The organism is Methylibium sp. Root1272 (assembly GCF_001425905.1).
Lineage (GTDB): Bacteria > Pseudomonadota > Gammaproteobacteria > Burkholderiales > Burkholderiaceae_C > Methylibium.
This window is the reverse complement of sequence record NZ_LMDY01000003.1, coordinates 73492-90412: the sequence shown is the minus strand read 5'-3', so window position 1 is coordinate 90412 and position 16921 is coordinate 73492. Positions and strand designations below refer to the sequence as shown.

General features: G+C 70.8%; 13 protein-coding genes. 1 reads left to right on the top strand and 12 read right to left on the bottom strand.

The window, feature by feature from the left end; all coding sequences use genetic code 11:
- The first annotated feature begins 64 nt into the window (after positions 1-64).
- Positions 65-706, top strand: a complete 642-nt coding sequence (locus tag ASC67_RS04510) for a heme oxygenase (biliverdin-producing) (protein WP_235566224.1) — start codon at positions 65-67, stop codon at positions 704-706.
- Between the two features lie 26 nt (positions 707-732).
- Here ASC67_RS04510 and ASC67_RS04505 read toward each other — a convergent pair whose 3' ends face one another.
- The 12 genes from ASC67_RS04505 to bchB all read right to left on the bottom strand — a co-directional run bounded on the left by ASC67_RS04505 (position 733) and on the right by bchB (position 16919).
- Positions 733-2913: a PAS domain-containing sensor histidine kinase gene (locus ASC67_RS04505; RefSeq protein ID WP_056315580.1), complete on the bottom strand. Its 2181-nt coding sequence runs from the start codon at positions 2911-2913 to the stop codon at positions 733-735.
- Complete coding sequence (gene ppsR / locus ASC67_RS04500) at positions 2913-4364, bottom strand: transcriptional regulator PpsR (protein ID WP_056315578.1); 1452 nt, start codon at positions 4362-4364, stop codon at positions 2913-2915. The genes ASC67_RS04505 and ppsR overlap by 1 nt, the downstream gene beginning before the upstream one ends.
- A 174-nt stretch (positions 4365-4538) precedes the next feature.
- A complete protein-coding gene (gene puhE, locus ASC67_RS04495; RefSeq protein WP_056315575.1) occupies positions 4539-5327 on the bottom strand; it encodes a putative photosynthetic complex assembly protein PuhE in 789 nt (262 codons plus the stop codon).
- 47 nt (positions 5328-5374) lie between these two features.
- Positions 5375-6448, bottom strand: a complete 1074-nt coding sequence (acsF, locus tag ASC67_RS04490) for a magnesium-protoporphyrin IX monomethyl ester (oxidative) cyclase (RefSeq protein WP_056315572.1) — start codon at positions 6446-6448, stop codon at positions 5375-5377.
- Between the two features lie 45 nt (positions 6449-6493).
- Positions 6494-6961 carry a photosynthetic complex assembly protein PuhC gene (gene puhC / locus ASC67_RS04485; RefSeq protein ID WP_056315569.1) on the bottom strand — a complete coding sequence of 156 codons (468 nt, stop codon included), beginning with the start codon at positions 6959-6961 and terminating at the stop codon, positions 6494-6496.
- 23 nt (positions 6962-6984) lie between these two features.
- Positions 6985-7650, bottom strand: a complete 666-nt coding sequence (gene puhB, locus ASC67_RS04480) for a photosynthetic complex putative assembly protein PuhB (RefSeq protein ID WP_056315567.1) — start codon at positions 7648-7650, stop codon at positions 6985-6987.
- Positions 7647-8423, bottom strand: a complete 777-nt coding sequence (gene puhA / locus ASC67_RS04475) for a photosynthetic reaction center subunit H (protein ID WP_056315565.1) — start codon at positions 8421-8423, stop codon at positions 7647-7649. The genes puhB and puhA overlap by 4 nt, the downstream gene beginning before the upstream one ends.
- 21 nt (positions 8424-8444) lie before the next feature.
- Positions 8445-9890, bottom strand: coding sequence for a PucC family protein (locus tag ASC67_RS04470; RefSeq protein WP_056315563.1), 1446 nt, complete (start codon positions 9888-9890; stop codon positions 8445-8447).
- Positions 9887-10585, bottom strand: coding sequence for a magnesium protoporphyrin IX methyltransferase (gene bchM / locus ASC67_RS04465; RefSeq protein WP_056315560.1), 699 nt, complete (start codon positions 10583-10585; stop codon positions 9887-9889). Before bchM ends, ASC67_RS04470 begins: the two co-directional genes overlap by 4 nt.
- Before the next feature lie 10 nt (positions 10586-10595).
- Positions 10596-11519 carry a ferredoxin:protochlorophyllide reductase (ATP-dependent) iron-sulfur ATP-binding protein gene (gene bchL / locus ASC67_RS04460; protein WP_056315559.1) on the bottom strand — a complete coding sequence of 308 codons (924 nt, stop codon included), beginning with the start codon at positions 11517-11519 and terminating at the stop codon, positions 10596-10598.
- The gene (locus ASC67_RS04455) at positions 11516-15298 is read right to left on the bottom strand and encodes a magnesium chelatase subunit H (protein WP_235566220.1); all 3783 of its coding nucleotides are present in this window, start codon (positions 15296-15298) and stop codon (positions 11516-11518) included. The genes bchL and ASC67_RS04455 overlap by 4 nt, the downstream gene beginning before the upstream one ends.
- Before the next feature lie 19 nt (positions 15299-15317).
- The gene (gene bchB, locus ASC67_RS04450) at positions 15318-16919 is read right to left on the bottom strand and encodes a ferredoxin:protochlorophyllide reductase (ATP-dependent) subunit B (RefSeq protein WP_056315555.1); all 1602 of its coding nucleotides are present in this window, start codon (positions 16917-16919) and stop codon (positions 15318-15320) included.
- Positions 16920-16921: the final 2 nt, after the last annotated feature.

Sequence of the window (16921 nt, the reverse complement as noted above, 5' to 3'; positions counted from 1 at the left end):
CCGCGGGTCGCCCGGGACCTCTCTATGATCGGAGCAGGACATCCGATGGAGCAGCCTCTTGAGCGTGACCCTGGCCGAGCGCCTGCGAAGCGAGACCCGAGCGCAGCACGTTGAACTGGAACGCAGCGCCCTGATGCAGCAACTGCTGCGGGGCCGCATGCCGCAGCGAACCTACTGCGCACTGCTGCGCAACCTGCACCCGATCTACCAGGAGCTCGAGGCCGGGCTCGCAGCCTGTGCGGCCCATCCCGGCGTCGCGCCGGTCTGCTCGCCGGCGCTGTGGCGCGAGCCCGCGTTGCGCGCGGACCTGGACCTGCTGCACGGACCCGACTGGCCGAGCGACATCGCAATGCAATCGTCTGCCGCCGCGTACGCGCGGCATCTGACCGCACTCGTCGCCGGGCAACCGGAACGGCTGGTGGCGCACGCCTACGTGCGCTACCTCGGCGACCTGAGCGGCGGTCAGGTGCTGGCGCGCATCGTCTCGGAGCAGCTCGGCCTGCGCAGCGGCGAGGGCGTGCGCTTCTATGACTTCGGCCGTTCCGAAGAGACTGCCCAGCTCAAGCAGCGCTTCCGCGCCGGCCTCGAGGCCGCTGCCGCCACCGAAGCCGATGCGGACGCCGTGGTCGACGAGGCGCGGCGCGCCTTCGCGATGCACGCGGAGTTGTTCGATCAGCTCCATGCGGAAGCGCCTCGGCCGTCGTGACCGAAGGATCGCGCGCCTGAAGACCGTCAGGATCCGCCGAAGCGGCGGATGAGCCCGTAGAGCGAGGCGGCACGCCGGGTCGAGGCCTCGAGTTCCTCGAGCAGGGGCGCGACCGACGGCGAGGCATTGCCGTCGGCGATGTCCATCGCGGCGAGGCTGGCGTTGGCGAAGATCGCGTTGATCAACTCGTCGGAATCGTTCGGCGTGCGGGACGGCGCAGCGGCGTCCGCCTCGCCACGCGTCAGCGATTGCTCGAGGTGGCGCCGCGCCGCCTCGGCGCGCTGGCTTTCGGTGAGGTCGGCGAAGATCAGGAAGTAACCCAGCACCGATCCGTCGCGCGCCGGCACGACCTCGGCGCGCACGGCCACCGCACGGGTGCGGCCCTCTCCCAGGTCGAGCGCCAGGTCGCCGCGCCACGGCTGGCGCTCCAGCGCGAGCGTGTTCAGCACCGAGCGCACGATCTTCGGCTCGGTGAACAGCGTCGCCATCTCGTCGAGCGTGGGCCGCGACTCGCGCGGACGTCCGGCAAGCGCGAAGAAGGCGTCGTTGGCGAACAGCGCACGGCGCTCGGCATCGGCGACGACGATCGGCTCCTTGGAATGCTCGACCGTGCTGCGGATCTGCGTGAGCTGGTGTTCAGCGATCAGCAGCCGCACCGCGTTGATCTGCACGATGATGTCGATCAGCGAATGGCCGAAGGCGCGCGCCAGCGCCTGCTCGCCGGTCGACCACGGCAGCGCGGTGCCGCGCACGATCTCCGACCAGGCAGCGAACGAGCGCCGTGGCGACAGCTCCATCGGGTCGTTGCCGACCACCGGCTTGGACGGGTCGCCGGCCCAGGTGACCGACAGCAGCTGCTCCTTGCGGAACCACATCAGGTAGTCGGGCCGCGAGGTCGACAGCTTGACCGCCAGCACGCCGCTGGCCGTGGGCGTGAGCGAGTCGAGCGCCGGGTTCTCGCGCGCGACCGACGAGCAGCTGAACAGCCCGTCGTCGAAGGCCTGGACGTCGACCCACTCCATCAGCGCGCGCAGCTCCGGCGTCGACGGCGCCTCGCCGGAGGTCAGCACCTCGCCCTCGTAGAACAGCGCGGCGGCGGTCGCGTCCAGCGGCTGCAGCAGCGTGCGCGGATTGCGGAACAGCGCCAGCCGCCAGTCGCCTTCGGTGGAGGTGGCCTCGACCAGCCGCTGCTCGAGCCGCCGCACCTGGATGGCGACCTGCGCGTGCGCGTAGTTCTCGATCGCGGCGATGCGGGTGGAGATCACCTCGGTCATCAGGTCGGCCGCCGCGCGCACCGCGAAGCGCAGGTTGCGTGGCGCGTAGTGGTGGCAGGCGATCAGCCCCCACAGCCGCCCCTCGCGCACCAGCGAGACCACCAGAGTCGCGGTCACGCCCATGTTCTTCAGGTACTGCAGGTGCAGCGGCGACATGCTGCGCAGGTAGGACATCGACATGTCGAGCTCTTCGTCCGAGCCTGCCGGCCGGCGCGGCAGCAGCGGTGCCGGCTCGTAGTGCACGTCGACCAGAACGCGCAGGCGGTTGCGCAGGTAGAGCTGGCGGGCACGCTGGGGGATGTCGGAGGCCGGGTAGTGGTGGCCCAGCAGCGATTCGAGCCGCGGGTCGCGGGCCTCCGCGATGATCTTGCCGTGGCCGTCGGGGTCGAACTTGTAGACCATGCAGCGGTCGTAGCCGATCAGGTCGCGGAAGCTGCGCACCGCGGCATCGGCCAGCGTGCCGATGGTCGAGGCGGCGCTGAAGCGCTCGATCGCGCCACTCAGCTGCTTGAGCAGGCGCTCGCTGTCGATGTCGACCATCTCCGTCCCGCCGCGCGGCGGATGCGCCGGCTCCACCTCCACCAGCAGGCCGATCCCGGCGACACGGTGGACCGCGCCCTCGAACTCGTCGGTGTCGCCGCCCACCTGCACGCGGCAGCGCAGCGGCGCCGGCTCGGCGAGGTCGGAGGCCGCGGCCAGCTCGCGTACCTGCCGCTCGATGTCGCCGCCCAACTCGCGCAGCGGCTGGCTCAGCAGGCTCCACGCCGGCGTGCCGATCAGGCTCTCGGCATTGCCGCTCAGCTGGGTGATCAGCAGCTGCGGCTCGCTCAGCACCAGCAGCAGCCCGTGCGGCTGGATCGAGCCGGCGAGGTGGATCAGCTCACGCTCGCAGTTCGTGAGGTCGGCCTGGCCGAAGGCGGGGTTGTTGGGCACTAGCGTGCTTCCGGCGGGAGGTCGGAGTGCGGCGCGCGTGCCGCCGCATCGGGGTGGCGACGGTGGCGCCGGGCCAGGCTCTGGCGGCTCACCTGCAGCAACTCGGCCGCCGCGGTGGCGTCGCCACCGGCACGTTCCAGGGCCGCGGCGATCAGGTAGCGCTCGGTCAGCGCGCTGGCCTGGCGCATCAGCTCCGGCAGCGCCACGTCGCCGAGCGACGTGGTCAGCTGCTCGAGCGCAGCCTGCAGTCCGTCGACGACCGTCGGCGGTGGCGACGCGATCGCCGCCGCCTGGGGTTCAATGCGGCGCAGCGTGAAGCCGATGCATTCCTGATCGCCCTCGGCCAGCAGCGCCGCGGCGATCTCCACCTGGGCCGGCGCCGCGTCACCCGACACCAGCACGCTCTGATGGCGGCGTGTGAGTCCGTGGCTGCGGGCGCGCTGGATCAGCGCGGCCAGGTCGGCGGGCGACAGCCCCAGCCAGTCCAGCAGCGGTCGGCCCTTGAGGTCGGCCTCGGCGCGGCCGCCCACGAGCTTCAGGAAGGCCGGGTTGGCTACCTGGATGCGGCCGCTGGGATCGGTGACGACCACACCTTCGGAGAGCTGGTCGACCAGGCGAACCACCGTGGTGTCGAGCGCATGGGCGGCGGCCGGCGGTGCGTCGATGGCGCGCACGCGCACCAGCAGCCGCATCTGCTCGTCGGCCCGGAACGGCGTGGCGGCGACGCTGGTGGCGATGACCTTGCCGGCCAGCCGCGCACGGATCTCGGCCGGCCGGCCGCTGGTGCGCGCGGTCGTCAGCAGTTCGTCGACGGCGGGCCGCGAGCGGTGTTCGAAGCCGAACACCGCCGCACGGCCGACGAGCTGCTCGATGCCCAGGTCGAACAGCGTGGCCGCGGCCTGGTTGGCCTCCAGGATGTTCAGGCTGGTGGCATCGACCACCAGCACCGCATCGGTCGCCACCTGGAACAGCAGCCGGTAGCGGCTCTCCGCCTGCCGCGTGGCCCAGTAGCCGCGCTCCATGTCGCGCTGCGCGTCGATGAAGCGCTGCTGGATCGCGGCGATGGCGCGCAGGTCGCGCCCCACCGCCAGCACCGGGCCGTGTTCGCCCAGCCGCACTGCGGTGTAGGCCACCGGGATGTTCTCGCCGCCGGCCGACGGGTGGTTGACCTCGCGGCGCCGCGCCAGCCCGGTGGTGGTCACCTCGCTGAGCAGCTTGTCGATCTTCGTGCGGGTGTCGCCGGTGACGGTGTCGATCCAGGCCCGGCCGACCCAGTCGTGCGCCGTGAGTTCCAGCGGCACGGCCCCGCCATGCGCGACCTTGCGGATCACGCCCTGCTCGTCGATCACGAGAGCGATGTCGCTGGCCAGCGACACGAAGGTTTCGGCCAGCTCCGGTGCCCACGGAGACAGGGGCCCGAGATCGGGCAGGTCGCCCTTGGCGGAACTCAAGCTGCCACTCCTCCAGGCCTGGATCTCATCGGTCGTCCCATTCGTTCCGGCGCTCGGAACTTCGCGCGCAACGGCCTCTCGCCGAGGCTCTGATCGCACCATCCTGCTGGATGCTGCAGGGCGACGGTAGCGCACCTGACAGGGGTGCGCCAGCGGGGAAACGGAGGTCCGGTCTCAGACGGGCTTGCCGCCGACCTCGACCGCAGCGCGCGAACGCAGCGCCCAGTTCCACAGGTTCTCGGACGGCAGCGGCAGCACCAGGAACCAGTGCTCCAGCACCGCCAGCGACAGCAGCGTGCCGGCGAAGGTGAGCGCGGTCAGCTCGAAGCGGCCGATACCGGCCGTGAAGGCGGCCTCCCAGATCAGCCACGCGCCGGCGCTGGCGAGCAGCACCGACACCGGAAACAGCCCGTTCATCGGCCGGCGCCGGAAATAGGTCTGCAGGTACTTCAGGTGCGGCGGCAGGAAGTTCTCGTTCAGGTTGCGCACGCCGAGAAAGACATTGAGCTTGGCGCTCTGCCGCATGGTCCACAGGATCATGAAGGTCCACAGGCCGGTCTGGTTGGGCCGGTCCCAGGTTGCCGCGACCACCGCCAGCGCCAGCACGACCAGCGCCAGCTCGTGGTGCTGCAGGGCCTGCAGCGCGCGGCGCATGCGCGGCCAGCCTGCCAGCCCCTCGGGGCAGGGTTCGCGCAGCGGGCCGGTCACGTAGCCGAGCAGGAAGGCCACCTCCTGCCAGGCCCACACCACCAGGCCGCAGAAGAAGGCGAGGTAGGCGCCGGTGACGCGCGTGTCGTCGCCGGTCATGACCAGACCGGCCAGTGCCAGCGCCAGCAGCACGGTGGCCACCAGCATCGTCCACTTGAAGGTGTGGCGCGGCAGCCCGTCGAGGTAGAGGATCAGTCCGGTGCTGAACCACCAGACGAAGACCGTGAACAGCACGGGCAGCGCATACGAGGCCATCGCTGAAGTTCCCGGTGTTCAGTGCTGCGTACTGCGCCGACGGCCGCTCACCAGGCGGGCGCGACGCGGACGTTCTGCGGCAGCGTGTTCGGCTGGGCCGGCAGGCAGTAGAGCCGCACGAAGGTGGCGCCCGCCGCGAGGCCGATGCCCAGACGTCGGATGCCACCGATCAAGCCGCCGCGTGCGCGCGCGGCCTCGGCCGCCAGCGACAGCCGGCGCAGCCGCTCGAGCCCCGCATGGAAGCGTGGGTCGTCGAGGTTGAGCGTCAGCGGGAACACCTGCTTGGTGATCTGCGACGTGATGCGGAACACCTCGAAGTCGTAGGCGGTCGGGTCCATGCCGAGCGCGGCATGCATCTCCGGGCGCGTGTGGTCGCGCACGTACATGGTCGCGAACACCGCCAGTACGAAGAAGCGGATCCACAGCTTGTTCACGCCGGTCAGCAGCTTGGGGTTGGCGCGCAGCAGCAGTGCGAAGGCTTCGCCGTGGCGGAACTCGTCGTTGCACCACTTCTCGAACCACTTGAAGATCGGGTGGAAGCACAGATCGGGGCGGCGCTCGATCTGCCGATAGATCGCGATGTAGCGCGCGTAGCCGATCTTCTCGGACAGGTAGGTCGCGTAGAAGATGAACTTCGGCCGGAAGTAGGTGTACTTCTTCGCACGTGCCAGGAAGCCCAGGTCGACGCCGATCCCGAAGTCCTTCAGCCACTGGTTGATGAAGCCCGCGTGGCGCGACTCGTCGCGCGCCATGTAGCCGAACAACTCCTTCATGTCGGCGTTGGCCACGTGCTTCTTGATCTCGGCATAGAGCACGCAGCCGGAGAACTCCGAGGTCACCGAACTGATCAGGAAGTCCTTGAACTCCTGGTAGAGCGCCGGCGGCAGCTCGGCGTAGTTGCCCACCATCTCGGGCGGACGCTGGAAGTGGTCGGTGTTGGCGTCGGCGCGGAACTCGCTCATCAGCGCATCCCATTGCGCCCGGATCGGCTCGACGTCGATGCGGTCCATCGCCGCGAAATCGGTGGTGTAGAAGCGCGGCGTCAGCAGGGTGTCCTGCAGCGCGGTGCTGGTGGCCTCGTTGGGTGCGATCTGGGGCAGGGCGGTGGCCGGCGTGGACATGGGGCGACTCCTTCTTCTCGAGATGGGTGCGGTGCAGCCGAGGGCTCAGCGTTCCGCGGTCGGGGCCGCCATCAGCTGCGCGAATGCCGCGGCGTTGCTCGGGCCGAACGATCCGAGATCGACGCGCCGGCCGGTGCCGGGGTCTTCCAGCGTCAGCCGCCCGTCGGCCCGACCGAGCATGCGGAACGGCAGCTCCGGGCTCACGCCCTGGCGCTTGCGCTCGCGCGCCAGGCCGCGCATCGTGCCGCGCAGGAAGCCGTTGCTGCCGGGGGCCACGCTCTCGACGACGCGGCCGCTGGCCGGATCGAGCACCGCGATGCTGCCGTCGGCGCGGTCCTCGAAGCGGAACTCGCGCACCGACACGGTCGGCGCGTCCTGCACGCGGATCACGCCGATGCCGGTGAGCCGCACGAAGCTCACCGACACCAGCACGGCAGCAACCATCGCGCCGATCGCAATCAACGGGCCGCGCGGCAGGGCGTCGCCGTGCGCTGGGGAGGTGGACGACGACATGGTGGTGATCTCCGTGCTTCGCTTCAGGCCGCCAGCGCGTGGCCCGGCGTGTCGGACGCACGCGGCCGCTCGGCCGCGTCGGGGGTGGGCATCGTGGCGGGCGCCACGCCGGCCGAGGCTGCGAGGGCGCTCGACAGCAGCTGCGCGACATGCCGCGCGTCGGGCAGCGCGCGCAGCATCGGCTCGGTGCGCGCCACCTTCCAGGGCCGCACATGCGGCCACAGGTGCAGATAGGCGATGCGCTCGGCCGGCGCGAGCGTGAGTGTGATGTCGCCGCTGCCGTCGGGGTTGGTGCGCAGCCCGGCCGACTCGATCGTGCGGTAGGGCAGGTTGAAGGTGATCGTCAGCACGATGCCGATGCGCATCACGACGCGACGGTCGGTCACGCTGTAGACGCTGGTGCGGCCGATCAGCCACGCCAGCGTGGTGAGCAGGCCCAGCGCCAGCGCGGCCAGCGGCAGCATCCACAGCCACGACAGCGCGACGGCAGCGAGGCCCCCGCCGTCCCCCAGCACCACCACCGCGCGCCAGGCGAGCAGCAGGCCGAAGTAGGCCGCGAGCTTGCGGACGTGGAGCGCCTCGCGCGCCAGCACCCGCCACTGCGGCGCGCCTTGCCAGAGCAGGCGCTCGCCGGCCGGCAGCAGCTCGGGCAGCCCGTAGGCGGGCTCGAAGTCGTGGTCGTCGCTCACACCAGTGGCTCCTGGCGGTCGGCCGTTGCGTACAGCGTGCCGGCGCCGTAGTAGGCCATGATCTTCTCTTCCTCGAGCAGCGTGACCTGATCCGGGTTGCGGTGGCGCGGCACGTCGGCGAACTGGCTGCCGAGGATGGACTTCACCACCACGCGGCCGTTCTTGATGCGCGTGAAGTTCATCGGCAGGAGCACGTGCGGGCCGCGGGCGGCGTTCGGCACCGCGACCTCGAGGTAGCGGAACAGCACCTCGGAGCGGTCGACCCACAGGTCGTGCACCGTGCCACCGACCACGCCGTCGGCACCGACCACCCGCATGCCGCGCGGGTCAGGGTCCTTCGCCGAGACGTCGAAGTCCGGTGCCGCGCGCAGCGGCACGATCTTCGTGCGGCCTTCGAAGGTCTTGTCGGCCACGTCGGCGCGCTGGGCGTAGGCGCCGGGGCCCACGCCGTCGAGCATCGGGTTGCGGCCGGTCGGGCGCAGCGGGGCGCCCAACCACGGGCCGGTCGGCTCGGCCGCGAGGTGCTGCGGTGGCGACCGCTGCTCGTTCGGCGCGGTGCTGCTGCCGCCGTGCTGCAGCCTGAAGGTCTTGGGGCTCGGGATCGGCGGCCAGCCCTGCACCCGCACATGCGCGGAGCGCTCGGACTCCAGCGGGTAGCCCTCGCGCTTGTTCTCCTTGTGCAGGTAGTAGATCAAGCCTGCGAAGAACACCCAGAACACGTACAGCGCGATCTGCGCCACGTCGATGTAGCCGGTGATGGCTCCTGTTTCCATGAGAGGTCTCCTTTGTGCAAGCTAGCCGGGGAACTCGGCCAATCCGAACTTGGCGGTGGCGCGGGGGTGGGGGGCGTCCGCACTGCGGACCAGCGGGCCGATCGCGATCAGCGTTGCGAACAGCAGCGCGATCTCGAGGTGGTAGACGAAGCTGTAGCCGACCGACGGACCGGCGAGCGCGGGGCCGAGCAGGCCCTGCGTGGCCAACCCGGACACCAGGTCGCGCAGCGCACCGCCGACGGCGATGGCGAGGCCCGCGGCACAGGCCTGCACCGCGCCCCAGGCACCCAGTGCCAGGCCGCTCTGCCCGTTGGTATCCAGGCTCATCGCGGCGGTCAGCGTTCCGACCGAGAACAGCCCGCCGCCGAAGCCGATCAGTGCCGCGCCGATGCGGAACAGCAGCGGGGAGTTCAACGGGTCGGCGAAGATCACGGCGGCGAAGGCCATCACGCCGCTCAGCGCGCCGAAGGCCGCCAGCCGGTAAGGGTCTCCGCCGTGGTGCAGCCAGCGCGATGCGAGCGTGAAGGCGGCCAGCGCGCCGCTGGCCGTCAGCGCGGTCAGCGCGGTGGTGGCGCCCACGCCCAGGTGCATGATCTGGCCGCCATAGGGTTCGAGCAGGATGTCCTGCATGCTGAAGGCGGCGGTGCCCAGCCCGACGCCCACCAGCAGGCGGCTCGCGCGACCGCCGCGGATGAAGCTGCGCCAGGCCGTGCGGAAGGCCGGACGCGGCGTGCCGCGGTGCGCGGTGCGTGCCGGGTCGCGCGCCTCCTGCTTCCACAGCGCCACCACGTTGAGCGCCATCGTCAGCAGCGCGGCGCCCTGGATGACCTGGATCAGCCGGATCTGGCTGAAGTCGGCCAGCAGCGCGCCGAAGGCCAGCGAGCTCGCCACCATGCCGAGCAGCAGCATCACGTAGAGCAGCGCCACCACGCGCGGGCGCGACTCGGGCGGCGCCAGGTCGGTGGCGAGTGCGAGGCCCGCGGTCTGCGCGGTGTGCAGGCCGGCGCCCACCAACAGGAAGGCCAGCGCCGCGCCGATGTGGCCGTAGACGGCCGGCCCGTGGGTGTCGCCCGACAGGATCAGCAGCGCGAACGGCATGATGGCGAGGCCGCCGAACTGCAGCAACGTGCCCATCCAGATGTAGGGCACGCGCTTCCAGCCGAGCGCGGAGCGGTGGGTGTCCGAGCGGAAGCCCACCAGCGTGCGGAACGGTGCGAGCGCCAGCGGCAGCGCGACCATCAGCGAGACCAGCCAGGCCGGCACCGTGAGCTCGACGATCATCACGCGGTTCAGCGTGCCGTTGAGCAGCGCCATGGCCATGCCCACCGACACCTGGAACAGAGACAGCCGCAGCAGCCGGCCGAGCGGCAGGTCGGCGGTCGCCGCATCGGCGAACGGCAGGAAGCGTGGGCCCACGCGGACCCAGGCCCTGGCCACGCGGTCGTTGAGCTGCCGGGCGGCGTTCATGGGGCGATCAGCTCCAACGCCTGCGAGGTGTAGAAGCCGCTTGCGACGCGCTGCGTGCGCGCCGGGCGCCACGCGCCCAGGTGCGCGTCGGCGGCGATCAGACGGTGCAGCGTCTTCTCTGCGACCGGCACGATGCTCGGAGCGCGGTCGCCGCGCGGGAACAACCGGCCCACCGCACGAAAGGCCACGAGCGCCGGGTTGCTGGGGACGTAGGTGAACAGCATGCTGCGGCGGGTGCGCTGCGCCAGACCGGCCAGCACGCGCACGGCGTCGGCGGCCTCGTAATGGATGATCGAGTCCATGCCGACCACGTGGTCGAAGTGCCCGAGCGCCGGATCGAGCATGTCGCCCGAGCGGAAGTCGATCTGCCCCGGCAGGTCGCGCGGCTGACGCTCGCGGGCCAGTTCGACCAGCGTGGGCGACAGGTCGATGGCCACGACCTGCGCGCCGCGCCGCGCGGCCTCGACCGCCAGCGCGCCGGTGCCGCAGCCGGCGTCGAGCAGGCGGGTGCCGTGCAGGTCGGCCGGCAGCCAGCCGAGCAGGGTGGCGCGCATGCGGTCGCGTCCGGCCCGCACCGTCGCGCGCACGCCGCTGACCGGTGCGGTCGACGTGAGCCGCGCCCAGGCCTCGACCGCGGTGCGGTCGAAGTAGGTCTCGATCTGGCCCCTGCGTTCCTGGTAGGTCGCCTGTGTCATCGCGCGTCCCTCAGTCGAAGCCCAGCAGGTCGAAGATGTCGCGGTCCTTCATCGGCACCGCATTCAGAGGCTCGGTGCCCAGCCACAGCGAGGCGGCCAGACGCATGTACTCCTTCTGCACCGCCTCCAGCTCGGGCGAGTACTCCATCTCGAACAGCGTCGACTTCTTCAGCCGGCTGCGGCGGATCACGTCGAGGTCGGGGAAGTGGGCGGCCAGCTTCAGGCCGATGCGCTGGTTGTACTTGTCGATCTGATCGGTGGCCGCGCTGCGGTTGGCGATCACGCCGCCGAGCCGCACGTTGTAGTTCTTGGCCTTCGCGCCGATCGCCTGGACGATGCGGTTCATCGCGAAGATCGAGTCGAAGTCGTTGGCGGTGACGATCAGCGCGCGGTCGGCATGTTGCAGCGGCGCGGCGAAGCCGCCGCAGACCACGTCGCCGAGCACGTCGAAGATCACCACGTCGGTGTCCTCGAGCAGGTGGTGCTCCTTGAGCAGCTTGACGGTCTGGCCCACCACGTAGCCGCCGCAGCCAGTGCCGGCCGGTGGCCCGCCGGCCTCCACGCACATCACGCCGTTGTAGCCCTCGAACACGAAGTCCTCGACGCGCAGCTCCTCGGCGTGGAAGTCCACCGTCTCCAGCACGTCGATCACGGTGGGCAGCATCTTCTTCGTCAGCGTGAAGGTGGAATCGTGCTTGGGGTCGCAGCCGATCTGCAGCACGCGCTTGCCCATCTTGCTGAAGGCGGCGGACAGGTTGCTCGACGTGGTGCTCTTGCCGATGCCGCCCTTGCCGTAGATCGCGAACACCTTGGCATTGCCGATCTTGAGATTCGGATCGAGCTCGACCTGCACGCTGCCCTCGCCGTCGAGGCGCAGGTTCTTCCGAACCCCGGGGTTCTTGATGTCGGGGAACGGGACGGTCGTGGTACTCATGCGGGAGCTCCTTCAAATACACCTTCGAGCCGGTCTTCAAGCTCCTCACCCGCCCGGCGCAAGGCTTCGAGCACCTTCGCGTCGGGCTTCCAGAAATTGCGGTCCGAGGCCTCGATCAGCCGGTTCGCGACCCGCGCCGAAGCGGTCGGGTTCAGCGTGGCCAGCCGCTCGCGCATCGCCGGGTCCAGCACGAAGGTCTCGCTGAGCTGCTGGTAGACCCAGGGCTGCACCTGGCCGGTGGTGGCCGACCAGCCCATGGTGTTGGTCACGTGCACCTCGATCTGGCGCACGCCCTCGTAGCCGTGCTGCAGCATCCCCTCGTACCACTTCGGGTTGAGCATGCGGGTGCGGGTCTCGAGCGCGACCTGCTCGGTCAGCGTGCGCACCGTGCCGCCGCCGTCGGCGTCGCGGGTCTGGTCGCCGATGTAGACCGGCGCGACCGCCGCGCCGCGGCCCTTGGCGCGCTGCACCGCGCGGCTGATGCCGCCCAGCGTGTCGAAGTAGGTGTCGATGGTGGTCACGCCGAGTTCGACCGAGTCGAGGTTCTGGTAGGCGAGCTGCACGCCGGCGAGCACGCTGTCGAGCAGCCGGGCCTGCTGCACGGGCCGACCGGAGACGCCGTAGGCGAAGCCCTTGCGGCGGGTGTAGGTCTCGGCCAGCTCGTCACCGTCGTCCCAGCGACTGTTGTCGACTAGGCTGCTGACGTTGGAGCCGTAGGCGCCCTCGGCGTTGCCGAACACGCGCAGCGCGGCGGTTTCCAGGTCGCCGCCGTGCTCGCCCTGGAAGGCCAGCGCGTGCTTGCGGATGAAGTTCTGTTCCAGTGGCTCGTCGGCACCCGCGGCCAGCAGGGCGGCCTCGGCGAGCAGCTTGATCTGCAGCGGCAGCAGGTCGCGGAAGATGCCCGACAGCGTGATGACCACGTCGACCCGCGGCCGGCCCAGTTCGCCCAGCGGCAGCAGGCGCGCGCCGGCCAGCCGGCCGTAGCTGTCGAAGCGCGGCGCCGCGCCCATCAGCGCCAGCGCCTGGCCGATCGGGCCGCCCTCGCTCTTGAGGTTGTCGGTGCCCCACAGCACCAGCGCGATCGATTCCGGGAAGGCGTGGCCGTCGGCGATGTGCCGCTGCAGCAGCCGCTCCGCCTGACGCGCGCCGTCCTGCACCGCGTAGGCGCTCGGGATGCGGAAGGGATCGAAGCCGTGCAGGTTGCGGCCGGTCGGCAGGATGGCCGGCGTGCGCAACAGGTCGCCGCCCGGTGCCGGCCGCAGGAAGCGGCCGTCGAGCGCGTGCAGGATGCCGTCGATCTCGTGGTCCTCGGCCATCAGCGCATCGGCAGCGGCGAGTTCGCGCAGCAGCTCGACGGTCTTCGCATCGGCCGCCGCACCGGCGGCCGCCAGCGCGGCCTCCGGAGTGCGACCGGCGACCAGGGCCTCGATGATCGGGCGCGGGGGGCGCTGACCGTGCGAGGCCTCGGCCAGCGACAGCAGCAGGTCCACGCGCTCGGTCACGCTGGGCGCGCGGCCGACGACGTGCAGGCCATGCGGGATCAGCGTGTACTCGAGCTCCAGCACGGCCTCGGTCAGCTTCGCGATCTGCACGACGGCGGCCTCGGCACCCCATGGCGGCTCGACGGCGGCGAGGTCGAGCGTGGCGGCCTGGGCCTGGATCATTACCGCGAGCTCGTCGGCCTCGCGCAGCGCGTCGGGCTCCAGGCCGCGGTAGCGCTCCAGCAGCGCCTTCAGGTCGACCAGCCCCTTGTAGAGCCCGGCCTGCGCGACCGGCGGCGTGAGGTAGCTGATCAGCGTGGCCGCGGCGCGGCGCTTCGCGATCGTGCCCTCGGAGGGGTTGTTCGAGGCGTAGAGGTAGAAGTTCGGCAGGTCGCCGATCAGCCGGTCCGGCCAGCAGGTGGCCGTCAGGCCGTTCTGCTTGCCCGGCATGAACTCCAGCGCGCCGTGGGTGCCGAAGTGCAGCACCGCATGGGCTCCGAAGTCCTCGCGCAGCCAGCGGTAGAAGGCCGAGAAGGCGTGGGTCGGCGCGAAGCCCTTCTCGAACAGCAGGCGCATCGGGTCGCCCTCGTAGCCGAATGCGGGCTGCACGCCGACGAAGACGTTGCCGAAGCGCTCGCCATACACGAACAGGCTGCTGCCGTCGCTCTGCTGCCGGCCCGGCGCCGGGCCCCACTGGGCCTCGATCTCCTTCAGGTGCTTCTCACGCCGCACGTGGTCGTCGACCGGGATGCGCACGTGCACATTGGCCTGGGCGCCGAAGCGCAGTGCATTGCCGTTGATGATGCGATCGCGCAGCTCGTCCACGCTGGCCGGCATCTCGACGGTATAGCCCTCGCGCTGCATCGCGGCCAGCGTGTTGAACAGCGACTCGAACACCGACAGGAAGGCCGCGGTGCCGGTGTTGCCGGCATTCGGCGGGAAGTTGAAGACGACCGCCGCGACCTTGCGCTCGGCACGCTGCGAGCGCCGCAGGTCCACGAGCTTGCCGACGCGCGCGGCCAGCGCGTCGGCGCGCTCGATGCAGCTGTGCATGTCGTGCGAATCGGCGACGTTGCGGAAGGTGCAGCCGTGCGCGCAGCCGGTGCAGGCGATGTGCTCGGCGCTGCCGCGACCGCCGAACACCATCGAGCCGGTCGCGCCGTCCAGCTCGGGGATCGCGACCATCATCGTCGCCTCGACCGGCAGCAGGCCGCGCGGCGAGCCGCCCCACTGGTCGAGTGTCTGGAACTCGACCGGCGTGACGGCGAGGTAGGGCACGTCGAGCTTGGCGAGGATGTCCTCCGCGGCCTGGGCATTGTTGTAGGCCGGACCGCCGACCAGCGAGAAGCCGGTGAGCGAGACGACCGCATCGATGCTCGGGCGGCCGTCGTCGAGGAAGAAGGCGTCGATCGCCGGGCGCGAGTCGAGCCCGGTCGCGAACGCCGGCACGACGCGCAGGCCGCGCGCTTCCATCGCGGTGATCACGCCGTCGTAGTGGTCGGTGTTGCCGGCCAGCAGGTAGGAGCGCATTAGCAGCAGTCCCACGGTGCCGCGCTTGCCACTGGTGGCCACGCGCGGCAGGTCGGCCCGCTGCGAGGACATGCGCGGCGCCATGCGCGGGTGGTAGACGCCGAGCTCCGGGTACTCGACCGGCGCCTGCGGCTTGGCGAGGCCTCGCAGTGCCTTGCGCGGCCCGTCGGCGTAGCGGTCGACCAGGAACTGCACCATGTTCGCGATATTCGCCTCGGAGCCGGCGAGCCAGTACTGCAGCGTCAGGAAATAGGCGCGCACGTCCTGCGCGGTGCCGGGGATGAAGCGCAGCAACTTCGGCAGCCGGCGCAGCATCTTCATCTGCTGCGCGCCGGCGGTGGCCTTGACGCCGGACTCGTTGCCCTTGGCCTCGGGCTTGCCGCGCAGGCGCTTGAGCAGGGCCATCGGGCCGCTCGCCGGCGCGTCCATGCTGAACTTGCCCATGCGCGTGAGCTTCATGACCTCGGACGCCGACATGGCGCACACCATCGCGTCGCAGTGCTCGCGCCGCGCCTGCAGGGCCGGCAGCACCGGCAGGAAGTGCTCCTCCATGAACAGCATCGTCGCGATGACGAGGTCGCCCTGCGCGATGTCGGCGAGGCAGCGCTCCAGCGCCGCGGTATCGCCGCCCCACTCGGCCGCGGCATGCACGCTCAGGCGCAGGCCGGGCATCGTGCGCTGCAGCGCGCGGTGCGCGCGCTCGGCGGCGCTCGCGAGGTGGCTGTCCATCGTGACGATCACCACGCGCATCGCCGGATGCACGGTCACGGTCTGCGGCCCGGAGGCGCTAGCGGCTGAAGTGCGCTTTGGCGTCATAGAGGGTCTCGAGGGTGATCAAGGGCATGCCGCGGTCCAGCGCGTAGCGCTCGGTGTTGCGCCGAGCCTTGCCACGCACGAAGAACGGGATCTTGCGGAGTTCCTGCTCGGCTTCGGCGGCCCAGGCCGCCACGACGATCACCGTACCGGCATCGGCGGCGGGAGCAGCATCGATCGTCGAGGGAGCGGGTGGCTCGACGGCCGCGCTCGCGGCAGCCGCATGAGAACCGCCCAGGTGAGAAGGCGCCGCGTTCTCGTGGAACTCGAAGTCGCCGCGGAACATGCCGATCAGATGCTCTTCCAGCCCCATCATCAGCGGATGCACCCAGGTGTCGAACAGGACGTTCGCGCCCTCGAAGCCCATCTGCGGCGAATGGCGCGCCGGGAAGTCCTGCACGTGCACCGGTGCGGAGATCACCGCGCAGGGCAGGCCCAGGCGCTTGGCGATGTGCCGTTCCATCTGCGTGCCGAGCACGAGCTCGGGCTGCAGTTCGGCGACCTTCGCCTCGATCTCGAGGTAATCGTCGGTGATCAGCGGCTCGACGCCGTAGAGCTTGGCGGCTTCCCGCACCTCGCGCGCGAACTCGCGGCTGTAGGTGCCGAGGCCGACCACGGTGAAACCGAACTCCTGCGTCGCCACGCGTGCGGCGGCCACGGCATGCGTTGCGTCGCCGAACACGAACACGCGCTTGCCGGTCAGGTAGGTGGAATCGACCGAGCGCGCGTACCAGGTCGAGCGAGATGCCGCCTCGGCGAGCGCCGCCTCCGCGTCGATACCGGCGAGCTGCGCGACCTCGGCGATGAAGTCGCGCGTGGCGGCGGCGCCGATCGGGATGGTCTTGGTGCAAGGTTGCCCGAACGTACGGGTCAGCCACTGGGCCGTGAGCGCCGCGATCTCCGGGTACAGCACCACGTTGAAATCGGCCTCGCCGAGTCGCGCCAGGTCGGCCGGCGTGGCGCCGAGCGGTGCGACGACGTGCACGTCGATGCCGAGCGCGGCGATGAGCCCGCGGATCTCCTGCAGGTCGTCGCGGTGGCGGAAGCCGAGCGCAGCCGGGCCGAGGATGTTGCAGCGCGGACGCTGGTGCGGTGCCCGCTCGGGCCGGGTGCGGGACGCCGCAGCCGCAGCAGCGGGTCCGGCCAGCGTGCGGACCATCTGGTAGAAGGTTTCCGACGCGCCCCAGTTCTCCTTGCGCTGGTAGGACGGCAGCTCGAGCGCGACGACCGGGATCGGCAGATCGAGGGCGCGGCACAGGCCGCCGGGGTCGTCCTGGATCAGCTCGGCGGTGCACGACGCGCCCACCATCATCGCCGCGGGTGCGAAGCGCTCGTAGGCCTCGCGCGCCGCGTTCTTGAAGAGCTCCGCGGTGTCGCCGCCGAGGTCGCGCGCCTGGAAGGTGGTGTAGGTGACCGGCGGGCGCCGGGGCAGCCGCTCGATCATCGTGAACAGCAGGTCGGCGTAGGTGTCGCCTTGTGGGGCGTGCAGTACGTAGTGAACGTCCTTCATCGCCGTGGCGATTCGCATCGCGCCGACGTGGGGCGGGCCTTCGTAGGTCCAGAGCGTCAACTGCACGG